Consider the following 18,987-nt stretch of genomic DNA (forward strand, 5'->3'; position numbering starts at 1 on the left):
GCCGACATGGTTAAGGCTTGACCCCGCAAAGTGACGATCGGTGCATCCAGACGCGGGGCAGACAAAAGGCCGTCTTAATCCGGTGGTTCATCGGGGATAACAACCTTGCAGAGGCGGGCGGAATGGGTCACCATTCCGAATGGCAGCAAAAGGCTAAACACAAGAAATTACTTGAATAATCGACTGATCCCGTCAGGACGCGATTATGTTTTGTGATGCGTGCCGATCGGCAATGGATGAGCGGGACAAGTTCTGCGCGGCCTGCGGGGCTCGGGCGCTGCAAAAGCGATGCGACAGCTGCGGTAAATCCAATCGGCCGGAAAGCAGTTTCTGCGCTTATTGCGGAGACTCGCTACGCGTAACCATCAACGGCGGCGGTGGAGTTGCCGAAGATGTCCAGGCCTCTAGCGAACCCAAGGCCGAACTCAAATTCGTAACGATCCTGCGCGCGGATATCGTCGGCTCGACGGCTATTGTTGCGGACCTCGATCCCGAACATGCCGTCTCCCGTCTCGAACCCGCACTGTCAGCGATGCGGGCCGCGGTTCGACAATTTCGCGGCACGGTCAGCAAGGAGCTCGGGGACGGATTGGTGGCCGCGTTTGGCGCCCCAAGCGCTGACGATAACCATAGTCGCCTTGCCTGCCACGCCGCGATCGAACTGATCCGGCGTGTTGCAGAACTTGGCGACCCGAGCATCCAGGTGCGCGTGGGGCTGCACTCCGCCTACGTGCTGGCCTATGTCGTTTCGAGTGACGTCTCCCACGTCTACGAATTCGGCGGATCAGCACAGCACCTGGCGGAACGACTGCAGGCTGTCGCCCCACCGGGACAGATTATGGCCTCGGAAGCGTGCCGGCTGCTATCCGAAGGGTTCATCGACTTCGAGACGATGGAGCCAAGGCTTCTGAAGGGCTTCGCAAACCCAATTCCGATGTACAGGGTGGTCGCGGTTCACCAGCTTTCAACCTGGCAGGTTCGCAAGGCTCGAAGCATCGGGCGGTTCGTCGGAAGAGACTCTGAGATGAAGTCTCTTAGAGCGGTGGCCGACGGAATCGCGAAAGACGGGAAAATGGTTTCCGTGCTTGGCGATCCGGGCATTGGAAAATCGCGTCTGGTGTACGAGTTTGTGGAGGAGTTGCGGGCGGCCGGATGGCGCGTGATCGAGGCCGAATGCAGCCCGCCCTTGCAAGCCTCGCCCTTTGCCGTGCTGAAGAACGTTCTGCAATCGGCCCTGTCGCCCCATTTGCGGGTCGGCAAGCCGATCCCGGGCGAGGATCCACTCGCCGGTCTGCCGCCGATCTGGCACGCGGCGATCGATGCCGTGCTGGACCTCCCGGTTTCGGATCCGGACTGGAGCAAGCTTGAGCCGAGGCAACGTGGTCGCGCAATTGCAGAGGCAAGCCGTGCCGTCATTGAGCGCATAACCCAGGACTCGCGGGTTCTGCTGCTGATCGAGGATTTGCACTGGATCGACAGTGCGAGTGCGGCGCCAATTGAATCCCTGGAATCGCTGACCGCCCGTCATCCATTGCTGATCGTGACCACCAGCAGGCCCACCGGAACGCCGGAGCTGCGCAGCCGACGAAGCTCGGTCAGTCTGTGGTTGCGTCCGCTGGACGACGACGCTGGTCGCGAGATGCTGGACGATATCCTTGGGCATTCCCCGTCGGTGACGGACCTGAAGGACCGGATCCTCCGGCATACCGGCAACGTACCGCTCTTTATCGAAGAGGTGTGTCGCGGCCTTTCGGATCAGGTCGTTCTCGGCGGGCACCACGATAGCGTCAGCGTTGACATCTCTCCGGATAGATTGGGCATGCCCGCGACCATTCAAGGCATGATCGCCGCGCGCATTGATCGTTTGAGCTGGGATGAAAAGATTCTGCTTCGAACAGCGGCTGCGGTCGGAACACAGGCAACCGCCCGCATTTTGCAGGAGGTAACTGGTCTGCCCGACGAGCAGCTGCAGTCTCAACTGGCCGCGCTCGATCGCGCCGAACTCCTGATCGAAGTCAGTTTGTTGCCAAGCCACGTCTACGAATTTCCGCACGAACTTATCCGCCAGGAAGCGTATGAATCCATGCTGGAAGCGGCGCGCGAAAAACTGCATCGGCGAATTCTCGCCAGTATCGAGGCTGGAGCGTCGGGTCGTCCGGACGACCAGTCCGACGTTCTTCTCTACCACGCAACAGGCGCAAAGGACTGGCGAAAGAGCGCGCTGTTCGCCCGCAACATTGCCAGGAAATGCATTGATCGCTCGGCGCTGGCCGAGGGCGCGCAGTATTTCGGGATTGCGATCGACGCACTCGACAAGGCGCCGCTATCGGCCGAGCGCGAGACGCTTGCCATCGATCTGCGGATCGAGTCGCGCGTGGCGTTTTCTTCCTTTGGCGTTGTCGACAAATGGCTGAGCCTGGCGAAGGAGGCCGATGCGCGCGCAGCGGCGATCGGGGACCACGCGCGGAAGGTTGCGACCATGGCGGTGCGCGCAGCAGCACTCAATTTTTATGGCGCGCCCGTCGAAGCGATCGAGGCCGGGGAGGAGGCCGTCGGGAGGGCCGAGCAACTCGGCGATCGTGGATGGCTGAGCTACGCGGAGTTCGGCCTGGGCCAGGCTTATTTTGTCGCGGGCCGGTGCCGTGAAGCGGAGAAAATGTTCGCACGAGCATGCCAGCAACTGACGGGGCCGGATCCCAGGGCTCCGCTCGGCAACACCCCGCAAGGTTTGGCGATCCTTTGCTACATGATGTGGGCTGTCGTGCTGAGTATGTTGGGGGACTGGGACCAGGCAGAGGTCGTTCAAGGTCATGCGCGCGCGATTGCCGATCGTACCGGGCGACCCATCGATCGCGTGTCGGTTGGTTATTGCTCGGGCTCGATCCTGCTCAACCGCGGCGATTTCGCGGGCGCAAGAGCCGAGCTTGAGAAGGCGTTGAAGCTGGCCAAGGAGCACGAAACAAAACTCTACATCCCAATTCTCGCTTGCCTTTGCGGAATGGCAAACCTGGAGCTCGGCCTGATCGACGAGGCCAAGGTCGTTCTGACGGAAGCACGGGACCAGGCACACGCGGTCGGTCATTCATCGGTCATGTTGCGGGCGCCCAACTATCTGGCGCTTGCACAGAACGCGTCTGCGGATGCGCTGGAAAACGTCAGATCCGTTCGCGCTGGAGCTCGCCAGCAAGGGTATGAAGGTCTTGAAGCGGAAACGTGGTTATCGGAAGGGAGGATGTTCGCGATGCGGCCGGAGGCCGATCCGGAACAAATAAGCCAATGCTTGCTGAACTGTATAGCCATTGCCGAGCGGCTTGAGCATAAGCCTCTCGTCGCGAAGGCGGAGGCGTTACTGGCCAAGGTGAACGGCGAGTCCGTTCGGCACTGAAAGCTGCGCGTCAACTTTGATAGCATCGTCAATTTACGTCTGGTGTGAAACGGCCTCTTGAGGCAGTGAAACAAAGTGGAGGTGACAATGGCTGAGAAGAGTTTTTTTGCCGGGTTTTATCAGGACCCGAAATTTATCTATGCCATGAACGTCAACTATACGACCAAGGCTATGCCGGACAGCGTCAAGAAACTGAAAGAGCATGCAGGGTTTAACCTGGCCACCATGAAGTGGGGTGACTATCAGCCTATCCTGACGCCAAAAGATAAATGGCCCGGAAAAACCCACGAGCTTTGGCAGGAATCGATGCAGGCGGCCCGAGACAGTCTCTCGAAGCAACCCAACAAGCTGCCGCTTTCGCCGAGCGATGCCGCGGTTCCCGCGACAAAGTGCGACTTAGCCGATGCCGCGATTCGAAAGTGCTTTAATTCGGAGCCGCCGATTCAAATCATCATCGATGTGATGGTGAAAAAGGCTGCTGATCTTGATCCGACGCTCCACGACGTCAAAATAGAATGGACCACACTCAACGCTGAGCCGACCCTTAAATTTACGATGGTGTGCCCTTTCGAAGAGCCAAAGAAGGGTAGCTAGCCGAATTACTGCCGGCTAGACATGACTCCTGGAGGTATCATGGCAAAGATCAGGGTCGGTCTGGCCGGCTGCGGTTTTGTGTCCGAGCTGCATATGTATGCGTACAAGCGCGTCTACGGCCTGGATGTCGAGGTCCGGGCCGTCGCGGCGCGGGGCGATCATGTCCTTGAGTTCGCCCGCCGGCACCAGATTCCGGCGGCGTATCGCAGTTTTCGCGATTTGATCGCCGATGGCGAGCTCGATGTCATCGACATCTGCACGCCGCCGAATTTGCACGCCTCGATGATCGTCGAGGCGATGCAGGCCGGCAAACACGTGATCTGCGAGAAGCCGTTCGCGGGCTATTTCGGGCGAGAAGATGACAAGGCGCCGATCGGTAAGCACGTGTCCAAGGCGCTGATGTATCGGCGCGTGCTGGAAGAGATGGAAATCACCCGTGCGGCGATCGAGAAGACCGGCAAACTTTTCATGTATGCGGAAGACTGGATCTACGCGCCGGCGGTGACCAAGACCGTGGAGATCCTCCGTGCCACCAAAGACAAGATCCTGTTCATGAAAGGCGAGGAGAGCCACAGCGGCTCGCATGCGGCACATGCCGCGCAATGGGCGATGACCGGCGGCGGTTCGCTGATCCGGATGGGATGCCACCCGCTTTCGGCGGTGCTTTATCTCAAGCAGGTCGAGGCGAAAGCGCGGGGTGAGACGATCAGCGTCGCCAGCGTGACCTGCGACGTCGGCAACGTCGCGGCATGCCTGCGGCCGGACGAACGCGGCGTCATCAAATCCAATCCGGTCGACGTCGAGGATTGGGGCACGCTCACCGCGACTTTCTCCGACGGAACCAAGGCGACGATCTTTTCCGGCGACATGATCGCCGGCGGCGTGCGCAACCTGATCGAAACCTACACCAGCGGCGGCGCGCTGTTCGCCAACATCACGCCGAACACGCACATGATGAGCTACCAGACATCAGAGGAAAAACTCGCCAGCGTCTACATCACCGAAAAGGTCGATCGCAAGACCGGCTGGCAGTATGTGTGCCTCGAGGAAGAATGGACGCGCGGCTACCTGCAGGAAGTCCAGGACTTCATGGAATGCGTCGCGACCGGGAGGCAGCCACTCTCAGATCTCGCGCTGGCGTTTGAGACGATCAAGGTCAACTACGCCGGCTATTGGGCCGCCGAAGAGGGCCGGAGAGTGACGTTGTAGCGACGAGCTTCTTCCCTTCTCCCCTTGTGGGAGAAGGTGGCGCGAAGCGCCGGATGAGGGGTTCGATCCGCAAATTCTGTTGCGAGAGGCTCACGCGCGGAGAGAGACCCTCACCCGTCCGCGATGCTACGCATCGCGTCCACCCTCTCCCACAAGGGGACGGGGTGAAAGCGCTACGACGCGTAGACCGACGATTTCGGCAGCGGGAACACCGGGTCCTGCGTCCTGATATTGGTCGGCCAAACCACCGAGATGTGCTCCCCGGCATTCTGCATCACGACCGGGGTCGAACGCTCGTTCTGACCGGCGAGCGGTGTGCCCGGCGGAAAGAATTTGACGCCGTAGCCCTGGATCGTGCCGCCCGGCGGGATGTCGACGTCGAGCGCGGCCTTGCGAATGGCATCGGGATTGAAGCCGCCGTATTTGTCCTTGGCGGCGGGCAGCACGCTGTTGAGCAGGATCCAGGTCTGGTTGAAGCCCATCGAGCAGTGCGGTGGCACGTCGGTCGCGTTGGTCTTCTCTTTGTAGCGTGTGATCATTGTCTTGGTGAGATCGCCGATGCCGGGCGCCAGTTTGGTCGGATCGAGCAATTGCGCAGGCACCGGATCGATATTGCAGAAATTGTCGATGTCCGATGCGAAGGTGGCGCGCAGCTTGTCGAGCTGGCTGTAGCCCGCGCCGGCGCCGAACAGCATCTTGAACTTGAGGCCGTTCTCGCGCGCCTGGCGCAGGAACAGCGTGATATCAGGGTTGTATCCCGCGTGAGAGATCACATCGGGCCTCGCACGCTTGAGCTTGGTCACCAGCACCGAGAGGTCGGGGGCGGACGCCGAATAACCCTCGCGGAGCACGACCTGCAGGCCGGCTTCCTTGGAATAGGCCTCGTCGGCGGCCGCGACACCGACGCCATAGGGGCCGTCCTCGTGGATCAGCGCGACCTTGACGTCCTTGGGCTCCATTCCAAGCTTTGCTTTCGCATGCTCGGCGATGAAGCCGGCGAAGGCCTGGCCATACTGATCGGAATGTATCTGGGCGCGGAAGACATATTGCAGGTTCTTGTCCTTGAACACGGCGGTCGAGACCGCGGTCGTGATCCAGAGGATCTTTTTCTGCTGCTCGACCTTGGCCGCGAGCGGCACCGCATGCGAACTCGCATAGACGCCGTTGATGATGTCGATCTTCTCCTGGTCGATCAGGCGCACCGCCTCATTGATCGCGATTTCTGGCTTGCTCTGGGAATCGGCGGCGACCGCGGCGACCTTGTACTTGCCGCCGATGCCGCCCTTTTCATTGACGAGATCGATGGCGATCTGCGCGCCGATCGAGGAGGCGACCGATCCGCCGGCTGCAAACGGGCCGGTCAAGTCGTAGATCAGGCCGATGCGCACCGTTTCGGCTTGCGCCTGGGCACGTGTCCAATCGAAGCTGAATGCGGCGGCCGCAGCCGCGGAAGTCTTCAGCAGTGTTCTGCGTGAAGTGGGCATCGTGTCCTCCCATCGATTTTTCTTTATTATGGCCGAGTATTTTGACAATGCGCTGGAATGTCAACGGCTTTGCCGAGCGGTTGCTGGCGATAGCAGCGTTCCCGGCCGCAATTGCTGCGTCGCCGCGTCATGTTCGCCGCTCGGTCCTGCCTCCCTTAACGTGTCGCAGGGGGGCCGGCCGGGCGATTGCCGATAGCTGTGCCCGGACTCTAGATGCAAGCCGCGAGATGACTTTGCTTTCCCCGCCGTGTTGATGTTGGGACCTCGAAACCGGCGTTCACGAGCATGCTCGCAAGTTGCTTGCGCGCGTAAAACATTCGGCTCTTCACGGTGGCAAGAGGAATATCGAGCATTTCGCTCACTTCAGCGGGCGAATTCTCGCGCGCGTAGACCATGTCGATGATTTCGCGATGGGCTGGCGATAGTCTGGCGATGCACGCGCGCAAAATGCCGTTGGTTTCCTTTCGATCAAGCGCGATTTCCGGCGTGTCACCGGTATCTGCGATTCCGTGCACATCATCCTGATCGATGCTCTCATGAATGCGCTCTCGCAGCGAGTTGATCGCCTTGAAACGGGCAATCGAGAGCAGCCACGTGGAAACCCGCGCGCGATATTCGAACCTGTTCGCGGAGCGCCAGACATCGAGGAATACCTGGCTGACGAGATCCTCGGCAATGCCCGGATTGCGAACCGTCCGCTGGATGAAGTGAAGCACTCTGGCACGGTGACGGGCGAACATGATGTGCATCGCTGTTTTGTCGCCTTCCGCAACGCTCTTGAGAAGCCTCTCGTCGGAGATGCTGTCCTCCGCCTCCGTCGCATGGCTGGTGGCATAGGCGAGCCTGCCATCGTCGATCGCATCGGACTGCCCGGCCAAGCACTTGCGGTTCTTGCCGATGAAGTCGGGCAGGATCGCGGCCGGAGAAGTCGGCAGGGAGCCGCGTGAAAGGACTTTATCTCGACACCGATCCGGCAATGAAACAGGCTTCTCCGCTGCTTGCCGCCGCTCGATTACGGGCATCGTCCTCTCCATTTCCTTGACGCGATGGCGCTGAGGATGCGTCGCATGGAGCCGTTTGCGCTACCCCACGAGGGGTGCGTGCTTCTAGTTCCCTGGTCTAGGTGAATTGGCCCGTGCAGTGGGGATGGGGCGCAGGATCGGACAATACATGGTCGCTTTGGGAAAGACGCCCGATTTGCATAGCGCCTAGAATGCGCTCCGAGTGCTCTCAACCAAGGTCCCGCCGTGGTCCAGTTCCCAGCCGGCGCGGCCACACCCGCGTCCATCGTCGACGCCCTGAACGCGCTAACCGGTCATCCGCCAAAGGCACGCGCGAGCTTTGCCGAGGGCCGATGCGTTCGCGGCACCTATATTCCGTCGGACCGGGCGTCGGAAATAACGAGATCCCAAAGCTTCACAAAGCCATCGCGCGTGCTGGCGCGCTTCTCGGTGGGCGGCGGCGATGACCGCGTGCTGCGCGGCTTCAGCTTCCGGCTTGGCGGAGAAGATCATCGCTCGGACATGCTCCTGCAAAGCGCTCCGGTGCACTTTGCGACGACGCCCGACCAGATGCTGGCCTACCTCAAGGTGCGCATGCCCGGACCAGGCGGCAAGCCGAACATGAAGAAGGTCAAGGCATTCTCCGCCGCCAACCCCGAAACGCTGCATCAGGCCAACTACATCGCCGCGCTTCCGCTGCCCGGTAGTCTTGCCGGCACAACTTATTGGGGCGTGCACGCCTTTCCCGCGACGAGTTCGAACGGCGAGACGCGGTTCATCAAGTTCAAGGTCGCGCCAGTCGGCGCAGACGTCACGCCGACCGGAGATCAGGCGAGGGCGAAGTCTGCCGACTTCCTTTACGACGACCTCAAGAACCGGATCGCCAAAGGCGATGTCCGGCTCAACGTGATGGCGCTGCTCGACCGCCCCGGCGATCCCGTCATGGACGTGACCAGGCGATGGCCGGACGAGGATGCCCGCGAAACGGTGCGGCTGGGCACGATCGTCATCACCGGGGTTGAAGCGGACGAGGCGTGCGACGCCTCCATCTTCAATCCGGCAACTCTCGCGGAAGGCATCGCTCATCCGCCCGACGAGATCTTTGCGGCGCGCCGCGCCGCCTACGTCATCTCACTGGGGAAGCGCCGCTGATCCGCTACGCCCGGCATTGCATTGACCCGGATCAATTCTCGCTTTCCGGGGCATTTTGCGCTTCGCGGCGCCACGCTCCCGGGCTGACGCCGACCGCGGCCGAAAACACCCGCGTAAAGTGGCTCTGATTGGCAAAACCGGCCGATATCGCAATCTCGGACAGCGACAGGTCGGGGACGGTCATCAGCTGCTTGGCCGCCTTCACCCGCTGGCGGAGCAGCCATTGGTGCGGCGGCAGGCCGGTGGAGCTGCGAAAAGCCCGTGAAAAATGGCTGACTGACAGATCAAACTCGGCCGCGATGTGTTGCAATGAAATTTTCCCGCCAAGATCGGACTCGATCCTTTCACAGGCGCGCCTCATTTGCCACGGCGCCAGACCGCCGCGGGTCGGTTTGGCGTCGGGACGCAGCCCGCCGTACGCCTGCGCGACGTGTGCGGTGAGGGCGAGCATCATGTGATCCACGAAAAGCTGATTGGTCTCGCCCGGCCGTCGCAAGCCCTCCTGCAGCGACGCGCCGATGTGACGGACGATCGCGTCATCATGGGCGACACCAAGATCGCAGGCGAGCTCACCGACGCGCGGCGTGCGGGACTGTTCAGTGAGGCCGTCGAGCGCGGAGCGCGGCAGATAGAAAAACAGGGAGTGGAATGGCTTGTCGATCACATAGCGGGGATCGCGCTTGAGATCGTACAGATATGTCGTCCCCGCCGGGACATCCGCCTTCATCACGCACTTGCCATTCTCCCAGAGTTCGCAGTCCGGGAAATCGTGAAGTTTCAGGCTGACGAGAAAAGCATCCTCAAGCGCGAACGAACCGGAAAGACCCGGCACGGGGTTGTCATTGCGGGTTTCAGTGAATGCGAGCTGCACACCGCGCAGTGACCGCGTCATCAGCGACGGTGGCGCATCCTTCAAATGCAGGATTTGCCCGAGCTTTTGCCCGAAGGCGCCCGTCTGTATCATCTGGTTCGGTCTCATGCGCGGAATTGGACCAGGCAGGTCATCATCGTATCGCGAGGTCGCGGCGGATTATCTGATATCGCCGAGCGAACGTCTAGGCTTGCTCGCAAAACGCGAAGCTGTTGTGACATCAACCGGCGCAGTCGCGGGAAGACGATTTTCGGAGCAAATTCAATGATTTTCCTGCTTGATCACCTGGTCACGCGTTCGCGGCGTCTCAGCCCTTAGTATCACGATTGCGCGCTTGGAGCAGGTTCCGGCAAAGGACGGCGGCTTTAGGAAAGACGCCGTACTTGTACGGGGCTTACAACACGCCCCGAACGATCGACTCAAGTTGAACGACCGCGACAGGCAATGGGGCAGTAGCGATTAGGAGACTAAGCAATGCTTGCCACCACCGCACTGGCCCGCTCATCCGCCCTACCAACCTTACCCCGATTACCCATGAGCATGGCTGCCGACAAGACGGATCGCCCACTCGTCCTGATCGTGGACGATGACGAGGACGTCCGGTTCGCAATTCGAGAACTTCTGCTGTCGGTGGGAATCGACGCATGTTGCTTCGGATCGACACAGGAACTGTTGCAGGCCGATCTTCCGGAGCGGCCGGGCTGCCTGATCCTCGATGTTCGCATGCCCGGCGCAAGCGGCCTCGATCTTCAGCATCATCTCGGCTTGAACGGTCACACGCGACCGATCATTTTCCTCACCGGCCATGGCGACATCGCAATGACCGTGCAGGCGATGAAGGCGGGAGCCATTGACTTCCTTACAAAGCCCGTCCGGGACCAGACGCTGCTCGACGCCGTCACGGCCGGAATCGAGAAGGACATTTCGCTACGGACCGCCGCCCGGCAGATCAAGCTGCACGTCGATCGTTACGCGAAGTTGACGCCGCGCGAACGCGAGGTCATGCGCGAAGTGGCAAGGGGCCGCCTCAACAAACAGATCGCGTTCGATCTCGGCATCAGCGAGATCACCGTCAAGCTCCACCGTGGCAACGTGACGAAGAAGATGCAGGCCACGTCCGTCGGGCAGCTCATTCGCATCTGGGAACAGCTGCCTGCGGAGATCCGCGTGGGAAAATCACCCTAGACCAAAGGATGGTTACGACCCGGCCAGCAATGGGCGAGACGAGAGTGTGGTCAGTCGGCCACGCTAGCGAAGGTTATCGGCTTGTCCAAAGCGCCCCTGGTCGCAATCGTGGATGACGACGAAGCTATTCGGGAGGCCCTTTCCGACCTCCTTATGGTGCTGGATCTATCGTGTCGCACTTTCGAGCGAGCGGAGGCCTTCATGGCGGAATATGTCCCTGACAGGTTCGATTGCCTGATTACCGACGTGAGCATGCCGGGCCATAGCGGGCTTGATCTGCTGCGGTATTTGCGCAGTCTCCGTTCCGCGATGCCGGTCATCATTGTCACGGCTGACACCAATCCGGCGACCCGATCTCGCGCCATGAGAGGTGGCGCCTATGCATACCTGACCAAGCCGGTAAGCAGCGACGTCCTCTTTCGTTACCTGCAGTCCGCCCTGCGGAACGTCGGCTCTGGCCCTGACGGCGTTGGGCAGGGGCCTTCCGATGGCTAGTCCTGTCCACAACGCCGACCCGGGCGGCCGCGAACAATCCTTCACATCCCCGCCGGGAACGGCGTTGTCTGATCTCGCATCTGAGAGCGTGGCATCGCGTTCGGAGGATTTGCGCGCAACGGACATGCGTGTCGAGGTGGACAGGCTCCACAACATGCAAGTACCCGCGGACATCATGCGGAAATGGCAGGAGATCGCAGATCTTCTGGCCGATATCGTAAATGTCCCCTCCGCCCTGATCATGAGGGTAGAGCCGCCAAATATCAAAGTCCTCGTTTCCAGCGAGTCCAAGGGAAATCCTTACGAACCGGACGAACTCGCGTGTCTCAATACAGGGCTTTATTGCGAGACTGTCATGAACACCCGCCGACCATTGATCGTCCCGGACGCTCTGCAGGACGAGGCGTGGAAATCAAACCCTGACATCAAACTTGGCATGATTTCATACCTCGGCGTGCCGATCAGTTGGCCCGATGGCGAGATATTTGGAACGATTTGTGTTCTCGACAGGAAAAGCAACGGATACAGCGATCTCTATCTCAGACTGCTGTTGCAGTGGCGCGACGTGCTGCAGGCGGACTTGAGATCCATTGCAACCACGCAGCGGGAGATTGAACAGCGTGAAGCGAAAATTCGCCGCCTCGTCGATGCCAACATTATCGGCATCGTCATCTGGAATGACGAGGGGCGGATTCTTGATGCCAATAGCGAGTATTTGCGCATCGTTGGGTATGATCAGCACGATCTCCTGTCCGGCCGCGTGAGCTGGGCGGACATGACGCCCGCCGAATGGCGTGATCGCGATGCGTTGATGATGTCCGAGGTAAAAAACAAGGGAGCCGTGCAGCCCTTTGAAAAGGAGTATATCCGGAAGGATGGCAGCCGTATTCCAGTGTTGATCGGCATCGCGACCCTTGAAGGGACAGACAGCCAGGGTGTCGCGTTTGTGCTCGATCTGACCGAGCGTAGACGGGCAGAAGTGGAAGCGCGTGAGAGCGAGCGGCGATTCCGCAGCATGCAGACGGAATTGGCCCACGCCAACCGGCTGGCAACTTTGGGGCAGCTTACGGCGTCCATTACGCATGAGGTCAAGCAGCCGATCACGGCCGCGCTCCTGAATACCCAAACCGCTCAGCGCTTCCTCGCTCGCGAGCAGCCGGATGTCGAGAGGGCGAAGAAGGCAATAGACCGAGCCGTGCTGAACGGCATGCGTGTCACTGAAGTTGTCGACCGGACCCATGCATTGGTCAGGAAGGAGCCGACGCGAAAGGATAGCCTGGAGATCAATGAAACGATTTCGGAAGTTATCGGATTGACGCGCGGTGAAGTGTCGAAAAACAGCGTTCAATTGCGGACTCAGTTTGCGGAAGGTTTACCTTTCATTCAGGGCAGTCGGGTCCAGATCCAACAGGTGATGCTGAACTTGATCGTCAATGCAGTCGAGGCGATGAGCCAGATGAGCGACGAGCCTCGGGAGTTATTGATCAGCACCCAGGCTGAAGCTGACTCCATTCTCGTTGCGGTGCGTGACTCTGGCCCGGGGCTGTCAGAGGGGGCGATCGATCGAGCCTTCGAGGCATTTTATACGACGAAGTCGAGCGGTCTGGGCATGGGACTTTCCATCTGCCGTTCGATCGTCGAGGATCACGGAGGACGATTATGGGCGGCAGCAAACGTCCCAACAGGTGCGGCGTTTCAATTCACAATTCCGATCGATTCGGATGCCGGCACCGACCACGAACTGCGCCTCCCAACCTCAGCATTGCCGAGCACCGCGGTCGCATGACGCGATTGTCTGTGGCTTAACACACGTCCCCGCCAACCCTATCCCAAGGTACAGGTTGATCTATTCGCCGGGCCAGCGGGATCAGACGCGCCGCATGATACCGTCACGCGGCGTTTGCCATCATCCTGTAGGTCTCCAAGAGACAATGGTTAAAGTGAGCACGAGACCATGAGCAAGCCGAACTTGCGCGAACCTTCGGAGGATCTGCCGGTCGCGTCTGAAGCGCGCCGGAGTGACCTGCCGAATGCCGATGGACGTCCTGCCGATGCGGAGATGGCGCGTGTGCTCGGAACCACGCCCTTTCACATGGCTCTGGATTCCTCCGGTGCCGGGATCGCCCACTGGAAACATGAGCCCTTGCACGACGTCGTCGAGCCCATGACCCATCACGTCATCATGGCCTACAACGGCATGATGCAGCGCATGGAGCGGCGGACCGGAAAATCGGTTGCGATTGGAACGTTTCGTCCCGGGGTCGTGATCATCATTCCGGAAGGATCGAGCTCGCGATGGGATATTCCGAAACCCGTTGATGTCGTTCAGCTCTATCTTCCGCACGCAATGCTGGAGCGCGTGGCCCGCGAAGCCGACACGGCCGCACCAACCGATCTCTTGGAGCGAACGGCGCATCCCGATCCCATTACATCCCGATTGCTGCTGACCGCGGCCGATGCCATGGAGGGAAATGGGCGCCTGGATACGCTGTTCAGGCATCAACTGACGGACCTGCTGGCCACGCGCCTGTTGGCTGCGCACACCGGCTCGCCAACCACGTTCCAACCGACCCTGGGTGGGCTGTCGCCCTCAGTGCTGCGCCGCGCCATCGAGCGCCTGCGCTCGGATAGCGATGCGGACGTCTCACTCGCGGCGCTGGCGTCCGATGCCGGGCTATCGCGCTTCCACTTCTGCCGTTCCTTCAAGGAAAGCACCGGGCTTTCGCCCCATGCCTGGCTGCGCCAGCACCGGCTCGAGCAGGCCATGAACATGCTGCGCGACACTGACGATTCCGTCGTCTCTATCGCAGCCGCGCTCGGTTATTCCTCCCAGACCGCGTTCGCCGCCGCATTCCGGAAGCTGACCAACGAAACACCGGGCGAGTGGAGACGGCGTACGCGATAGCAGCGAACGCTCTGCGAATAACCGACCGCCCTCAATGGCGAGGACAAGTCATGAGCTGCAAGCCAATTTTGCGCGATTCTTCGCAGAAAAATCAACCAGGCGCTTCCACGGCACACCAACGCGATTTGCCGAATGCCGACCGGCGTCCTGCCGGTGTGGAGATGGCGCGCGTGCTCAAGACCGCTCCGCTGCGCCAGGCTTCCGATCCGTCCAGTGGAGCGATCGCGCATTGGAAGCACAATGCGCTGCATGACGTCGTCGAGCCCATGGCTGATCACGTCATCATGACTTACCCGACCGGCCTGCAACAGCTGGAGCGACGGTCGGGAAGATCAGTGGCGATCGGAACGGCGCGTTCCGGGGTTGTGACGATCATTCCCGCCGGCTCAAGCGCCCGATGGGATATTCCCGGCCCGGTCAATGTCGTTCAGCTTTATCTTCCGCCCACGACGCTCCAACGCGTCGCCGGCGAAGCCGATATCGCCGCTCCCGGCGATCTCCTGGAACGGACGGGACATCCCGATCTCACCGCGTCCCGATTGCTCTTGAGCGCGGCGGATATGATTGGAGGCAGTGCCGCACTGGATACCCTGTTCAGGCATCAGCTGACAGACGTCCTGGCCACGCACCTCCTGGCTGCGCACATTGGCTCGCCAATCGCGGTCCAGCCGACCATAGGCGGCCTCGCGCCCACGGTACTGCGCCGCGCCATCGAACGCCTGCGCTCGGACAGCGATGCGGACGTATCTCTTGCAGCGCTGGCTTCGGATGCCGGGCTGTCGCGCTTCCACTTTTGCCGTGCCTTCAAGGAAAGCACCGGGCTTTCCCCTCACGCATGGCTGCGCCAGCACCGGCTCGAGCAGGCCATGAACATGCTGCGCGACACCGACACGTCGGTCGTCTCGATCGCAGCGACGCTTGGCTACGCCTCCCAAAACGCCTTCGCCGCGGCATTTAGGAAGCTGACCGGCGAGACCCCGAGCGATTGGCGGAGGCGCACGCGTTAGCAGCAATCTCTCTACAGGTACGTCAATCGCTCTGGGGCAGTCAGCGGTTTGGTCCGCTAAACAAAGACCATGCGATGGTTACGCCGAGAACGAGGGAGATAGACAATGGCCTGGAAGAATTTCGTCGGCCCAAATGCGATCACGTCACGACGAAGAGTGGTCGCGAGCGCCCTCATCTACGGCCTTTCGTTGACGGTGCGCTTCACCTCACCGACGGGCGAGGAAGTGGAAAATCCGGCGCAAGCGACCCAAGGTAAAAATCCGATGAGCTCCATCGTGATCAACGACGGCGCCGAAATCTTCAAGAGCTGGCCGAATCCCGTTCAATCGATCGTCTTTCAACGCGGCTCGACACGCAGTTCCAAAAGCTGCCGCGCGGTATGTGAGCGGCCCATGCCGCTCATGCTGGACTGCTCCCCTCCATAGGGGCCCGTCACCTTCGTTTCACGTCTTCGCGTCGTCGTCGATTGCTGCCGCCAATGAGCTGCAGCGGCGGTAACGCGTGGAAATCTGGGAAGATCAACCACAGGAGTAGATCACATGCGATTGGTTATCATAGGCGCCGGCTTCGCCGGCATGTACGCTGCACTTTCCGCCGCCCGCCTGCGCGACATCCAGGGCGTTTCCCCCGAACAGCTCGAGATCGCGCTGGTTGCGCCAGAGCCGACGCTGGTGGTTCGCCCTCGGCTTTACGAACCGAAACCCGAAACGCTGACCGCGCCGCTGCTGGATGTGCTCAAGGCGGTCGATGTGGTCTACGTGCAAGGCAGCGCGGAGACCATCGACACCAAGGCCCGGACGGTGAACATCGTCGCCGCCAAGGGCGCGAAGAAGAGTCTCTCCTACGATCGGCTGGTCGTGGCCACCGGCAGCCGGCTGTTCCGCCCGAATATTCCCGGCCTTGCCGAACACGGCTTCAGCGTCGACCAACTCGACGATGCGATTGCCCTCGACCGGCACCTGCACAGCCTGCCGGATCGGCCGGCAATGAACGGGCGCAACACGGTCGTCGTTGCCGGCGGCGGGTTCACCGGCATCGAGGCGGCGACGGAGATGCCCACTCGGCTTCGTGCGATCTTCGGCAAGGATACCAAGACGCGCGTCATCATCGTTGATCGGAACAGCGCGATCGCTCCGGATATGGGCGCGGGTCCGCGCCCCGTCATTGAAGAGGCCCTGCGCAAGGTCGGCGTGGAGACCCGGCTCGGCGCCGGTGTCGCGTCGCTGGACAAATCCGGCGTCACGCTTTCCAACGGCGAACACATCGAAACCGAGACCTTGATCTGGGCGGCCGGCATTCGTGCCGCCCCGTTGACCCAGCAGATCCCGGCCGAGCGCGACAATTTTGGCCGGCTGCTGGTCGATCGGGATTTGCGCGTGCCGTCGGTGCCCGGCGTGTTCGCCACCGGCGATGCCGCCAGAGCAGCCAGCGACGATGTCGGCAATTACGCGCTGATGTCGTGCCAGCACGCCACGCGGATGGGCGCCTTTGCCGGCAACAATGCCGCCGCTGAATTGCTCGGCGTTCCGACCAAGCCCTATCACCAGGAGGGATACGTCACCTGTCTCGACCTCGGAGAGGCCGGCGCGCTGTTCACGGTCGGTTGGGAGCGCAAGGTCGGGATGGTCGGCGACGTCGGCAAGAAGACCAAGCAGGAAATCAACACTGTCTGGATCTATCCGCCGAAGGCCGAGCGTGCTGCCGCGCTGGCCTCGGCCGATCCGGAGCGCGTGACTGATGTGAGTGGCTTCTTCTAGACCCTTCACGCGAAACGGGCCGCGTTCCGCGCTGGCTGCGCGGCCCGCTCAACGAAGACCAGCCAGTAAACTTCACCTTGAAACGGGAGACAAACATGAACCTAGACACAAGCTTGGCCAACACCTCACACCCCGCTGCACCGGGGCCCACCGAATTGGTTCCGTCGCGCTACGCGGTGCAGGTCGGCGACATTGAGGTGCTGGTGGTCAGCGACGGCGTTCTGCCGCTCCCGACCGCCATGCTCGCACACAACATCGACCCGGCCGTCCGGGCGACCTGGCTGAAGGACATGTTCCTGCCGCCGGACGCTTACGATTGGGCGCTCAACGTGGTCGTGGTGCGCAGCGGCGACCGGACCATCCTCGTCGACGCCGGGCTTGGGTTAGATCCTGACTTGCACTTGCCGCGGGCCGGGCAGCTGATCAAGCGACTGGAGGCGGCCGGCATCGATCTTGCGTCCGTGACCGACGTGGTGCTGACGCACATGCACATGGACCACATTGGCGGGCTGCTCGTCGACGGGGTCAAGGAGCAGCTGCGTCCGGATCTGCGGATCCACGTGTCGGCCGCCGAGGTCAAGTTCTGGGAGGCGCCCGATTTCTCCCACGTCTCCATGCCGCCCGGATTCCCGGACGCGCTTCGATCGACAGCCAAGCGGTTCGTGAAAGAGTACCGCAGCCAGCTGCGCACCTTCGAGGAGGAGTACGAGGTGGCGCCGGGAGTGGTCGTCACTCGCACCGGCGGCCACACCCCCGGGCACAGCGTGGTCCGCGTGGTGTCCGGCGGCGACCGGCTGACGTTCGCCGGCGACCTCGTGTTCGCGGTCGGGTTCGAGCACCCCGAGTGGTACAACGGCTTCGAACACGACCCCGAGGAGTCGGCCCGCGTTCGTATCGGTCTTTTGCGAGAACTGGCTGAGACCCGCGGGCTGCTGGTGGCAACTCACCTGCCGTTCCCGTCCGTCGGCCATGTGGCAGTCGAAGGCGACGCCTTTCGTTGGGTGCCGGTCTTCTGGGACTACTGACCGCACGGCCTGAACGAGGGCGCGTCGCAAGCGCTTGATCCGATACGGGCCGCGTTACCGCCGCCGGAGCGCGGCCCGCTCACCCAAAATCCTCTTGGAGTTCGACCTCGATGAAACACGAGACCGTGCGCGCGACTGCGTTCGCCATGCCGCTGACGAACTCGGCTTTTCCTCCCGGCCCGTACCGGTTCATCAACCGCGAGTACTTCATCATTCGCTACCGGACCGATCCCGAGGCGCTGCGCCGGGTGGTGCCGGAGCCGCTTGAGCTGACCGAGCCGGTGGTGAATTACGAGTTCATCCGCATGCCTGATTCAACCGGCTTCGGCGACTACACCGAAAGCGGTCAGGTCATCCCGGTGTCCTACCGCGGCGAGGCCGGCAGCTTCGTGCATCAGATGTTCCTCAATGATCATCCGCCCATTGCCGGCGGGCGCGAACTGTGGGGCTTTCCCAAGAAGCTGGCGCAGCCGAAACTGGCGGTCGAGACCGACACGCTGGTCGGCACGCTGAACTACGGCTCGGTCCGCATCGCCACCGGCACCATGGGTTACAAGCACCGCGCCCTCGACACAACGGTCGAGGCCAGAAAGCTCGCCGCACCCAACTTTCTGCTCAAGATCATCCCGCATGTCGACGGCACGGCACGTATTTGCGAGCTGGTGCGCTTCCACCTCGAGGACATCACGGTGAAGGGTGCCTGGACCGGGCCGGCGGCGCTCGACCTGTGCTCGCATGCGCTCGCTCCCGTCGCCGAGCTGCCGGTGCTTGAGGTGCTGTCCGCCAAGCACGTTGTTGCCGACCTCACGCTCGGGCTTGGCACCGTGGTCCACGACTATCTGGCGCCTGGCGCGACGCTACGTCGACGCGGGACCGGGTCCGAAATCCTGATCGAAGCGAATGCCGGCTGATCGGG

At 61.5% G+C, this 18,987-nt stretch carries 16 protein-coding genes; 13 read left to right on the forward strand and 3 right to left on the reverse strand.

What is annotated here, in order from left to right; translation table 11 throughout:
• The first annotated feature begins 205 nt into the window (after positions 1-205).
• The 3 genes from JQ558_RS24060 (at position 206) to JQ558_RS24070 (ending at position 5,188) form a co-directional block, all read left to right on the forward strand.
• A complete protein-coding gene (locus JQ558_RS24060; RefSeq protein ID WP_212295397.1) occupies positions 206-3,385 on the forward strand; it encodes an AAA family ATPase in 3,180 nt (1,059 codons plus the stop codon).
• A gap of 87 nt (positions 3,386-3,472) precedes the next feature.
• Positions 3,473-3,979, forward strand: coding sequence for a hypothetical protein (locus JQ558_RS24065; protein ID WP_212210200.1), 507 nt, complete (start codon positions 3,473-3,475; stop codon positions 3,977-3,979).
• A 39-nt stretch (positions 3,980-4,018) separates the two neighbouring features.
• Positions 4,019-5,188 carry a Gfo/Idh/MocA family protein gene (locus JQ558_RS24070; protein WP_212271740.1) on the forward strand — a complete coding sequence of 390 codons (1,170 nt, stop codon included), beginning with the start codon at positions 4,019-4,021 and terminating at the stop codon, positions 5,186-5,188.
• 173 nt (positions 5,189-5,361) lie between these two features.
• On the opposite strand, the gene JQ558_RS24075 is transcribed toward JQ558_RS24070, so the two are convergent.
• Together JQ558_RS24075 and JQ558_RS24080 are read right to left on the reverse strand one after the other, a co-directional pair.
• A complete protein-coding gene (locus JQ558_RS24075; RefSeq protein ID WP_212295398.1) occupies positions 5,362-6,672 on the reverse strand; it encodes an ABC transporter substrate-binding protein in 1,311 nt (436 codons plus the stop codon).
• A gap of 209 nt (positions 6,673-6,881) precedes the next feature.
• Entirely contained in the window at positions 6,882-7,529 is a 648-nt protein-coding gene (locus JQ558_RS24080; RefSeq protein WP_312015028.1) for a sigma-70 family RNA polymerase sigma factor, read from the reverse strand.
• Between the two features lie 390 nt (positions 7,530-7,919).
• Between JQ558_RS24080 and JQ558_RS24085 the strand changes: the two genes are divergently transcribed.
• On the forward strand, positions 7,920-8,825 hold the full coding sequence (locus JQ558_RS24085; RefSeq protein WP_212295400.1) for a catalase: 906 nt from the start codon (positions 7,920-7,922) through the stop codon (positions 8,823-8,825).
• Positions 8,826-8,856: 31 nt separating this feature from the next.
• Here the strand turns inward: JQ558_RS24085 and JQ558_RS24090 are convergent, their stop codons facing one another.
• The gene (locus JQ558_RS24090) at positions 8,857-9,789 is read right to left on the reverse strand and encodes an AraC family transcriptional regulator (protein ID WP_212295401.1); all 933 of its coding nucleotides are present in this window, start codon (positions 9,787-9,789) and stop codon (positions 8,857-8,859) included.
• A gap of 381 nt (positions 9,790-10,170) precedes the next feature.
• On the opposite strand from JQ558_RS24090, the gene JQ558_RS24095 reads away from it, so the two are divergent.
• The 9 genes from JQ558_RS24095 (at position 10,171) to JQ558_RS24135 (ending at position 18,982) form a co-directional block, all read left to right on the forward strand.
• Positions 10,171-10,881 carry a response regulator transcription factor gene (locus tag JQ558_RS24095; RefSeq protein ID WP_409410569.1) on the forward strand — a complete coding sequence of 237 codons (711 nt, stop codon included), beginning with the start codon at positions 10,171-10,173 and terminating at the stop codon, positions 10,879-10,881.
• Positions 10,882-10,989: 108 nt separating this feature from the next.
• Positions 10,990-11,376 (forward strand): response regulator transcription factor, encoded by a 387-nt coding sequence (locus tag JQ558_RS24100; RefSeq protein ID WP_212295402.1) that lies wholly within the window; start codon positions 10,990-10,992, stop codon positions 11,374-11,376.
• Entirely contained in the window at positions 11,369-13,162 is a 1,794-nt protein-coding gene (locus JQ558_RS24105) for an ATP-binding protein (protein ID WP_249142609.1), read from the forward strand. Before JQ558_RS24100 ends, JQ558_RS24105 begins: the two co-directional genes overlap by 8 nt.
• 168 nt (positions 13,163-13,330) lie before the next feature.
• On the forward strand, positions 13,331-14,281 hold the full coding sequence (locus tag JQ558_RS24110; RefSeq protein WP_212295403.1) for an AraC family transcriptional regulator: 951 nt from the start codon (positions 13,331-13,333) through the stop codon (positions 14,279-14,281).
• 50 nt (positions 14,282-14,331) lie between these two features.
• Positions 14,332-15,288 carry an AraC family transcriptional regulator gene (locus JQ558_RS24115; protein WP_212210208.1) on the forward strand — a complete coding sequence of 319 codons (957 nt, stop codon included), beginning with the start codon at positions 14,332-14,334 and terminating at the stop codon, positions 15,286-15,288.
• 105 nt (positions 15,289-15,393) lie between these two features.
• Positions 15,394-15,714 (forward strand): hypothetical protein, encoded by a 321-nt coding sequence (locus JQ558_RS24120; protein WP_212295404.1) that lies wholly within the window; start codon positions 15,394-15,396, stop codon positions 15,712-15,714.
• A 114-nt stretch (positions 15,715-15,828) separates the two neighbouring features.
• Positions 15,829-17,046: an NAD(P)/FAD-dependent oxidoreductase gene (locus JQ558_RS24125; RefSeq protein WP_212295405.1), complete on the forward strand. Its 1,218-nt coding sequence runs from the start codon at positions 15,829-15,831 to the stop codon at positions 17,044-17,046.
• A gap of 95 nt (positions 17,047-17,141) precedes the next feature.
• A complete protein-coding gene (locus JQ558_RS24130; RefSeq protein ID WP_212295406.1) occupies positions 17,142-18,071 on the forward strand; it encodes an MBL fold metallo-hydrolase in 930 nt (309 codons plus the stop codon).
• A 110-nt stretch (positions 18,072-18,181) separates the two neighbouring features.
• Positions 18,182-18,982, forward strand: a complete 801-nt coding sequence (locus JQ558_RS24135; protein ID WP_212295407.1) for an acetoacetate decarboxylase — start codon at positions 18,182-18,184, stop codon at positions 18,980-18,982.
• Positions 18,983-18,987: the final 5 nt, after the last annotated feature.

The sequence above is a fragment of the Bradyrhizobium sp. AUGA SZCCT0160 genome, from assembly GCF_018130105.1.
Taxonomy (GTDB): domain Bacteria; phylum Pseudomonadota; class Alphaproteobacteria; order Rhizobiales; family Xanthobacteraceae; genus Bradyrhizobium.

Bases quoted from the DNA above. Each gene is read 5' to 3' on its own strand.
- JQ558_RS24065 (WP_212210200.1), top strand. From the start codon at position 3,473: ATGGCTGAGAAGAGTTTTTTTGCCGGGTTTTATCAGGACCCGAAATTT.
- JQ558_RS24095 (WP_409410569.1), top strand. From the start codon at position 10,171: ATGCTTGCCACCACCGCACTGGCCCGCTCATCCGCCCTACCAACCTTA.
- JQ558_RS24090 (WP_212295401.1), bottom strand. From the start codon at position 9,789: ATGATACAGACGGGCGCCTTCGGGCAAAAGCTCGGGCAAATCCTGCAT.
- JQ558_RS24070 (WP_212271740.1), top strand. From the start codon at position 4,019: ATGGCAAAGATCAGGGTCGGTCTGGCCGGCTGCGGTTTTGTGTCCGAG.
- JQ558_RS24105 (WP_249142609.1), top strand. From the start codon at position 11,369: ATGGCTAGTCCTGTCCACAACGCCGACCCGGGCGGCCGCGAACAATCC.
- JQ558_RS24135 (WP_212295407.1), top strand. From the start codon at position 18,182: ATGAAACACGAGACCGTGCGCGCGACTGCGTTCGCCATGCCGCTGACG.
- JQ558_RS24125 (WP_212295405.1), top strand. From the start codon at position 15,829: ATGCGATTGGTTATCATAGGCGCCGGCTTCGCCGGCATGTACGCTGCA.
- JQ558_RS24075 (WP_212295398.1), bottom strand. From the start codon at position 6,672: ATGCCCACTTCACGCAGAACACTGCTGAAGACTTCCGCGGCTGCGGCC.
- JQ558_RS24115 (WP_212210208.1), top strand. From the start codon at position 14,332: ATGAGCTGCAAGCCAATTTTGCGCGATTCTTCGCAGAAAAATCAACCA.
- JQ558_RS24060 (WP_212295397.1), top strand. From the start codon at position 206: ATGTTTTGTGATGCGTGCCGATCGGCAATGGATGAGCGGGACAAGTTC.
- JQ558_RS24130 (WP_212295406.1), top strand. From the start codon at position 17,142: ATGAACCTAGACACAAGCTTGGCCAACACCTCACACCCCGCTGCACCG.
- JQ558_RS24110 (WP_212295403.1), top strand. From the start codon at position 13,331: ATGAGCAAGCCGAACTTGCGCGAACCTTCGGAGGATCTGCCGGTCGCG.
- JQ558_RS24120 (WP_212295404.1), top strand. From the start codon at position 15,394: ATGGCCTGGAAGAATTTCGTCGGCCCAAATGCGATCACGTCACGACGA.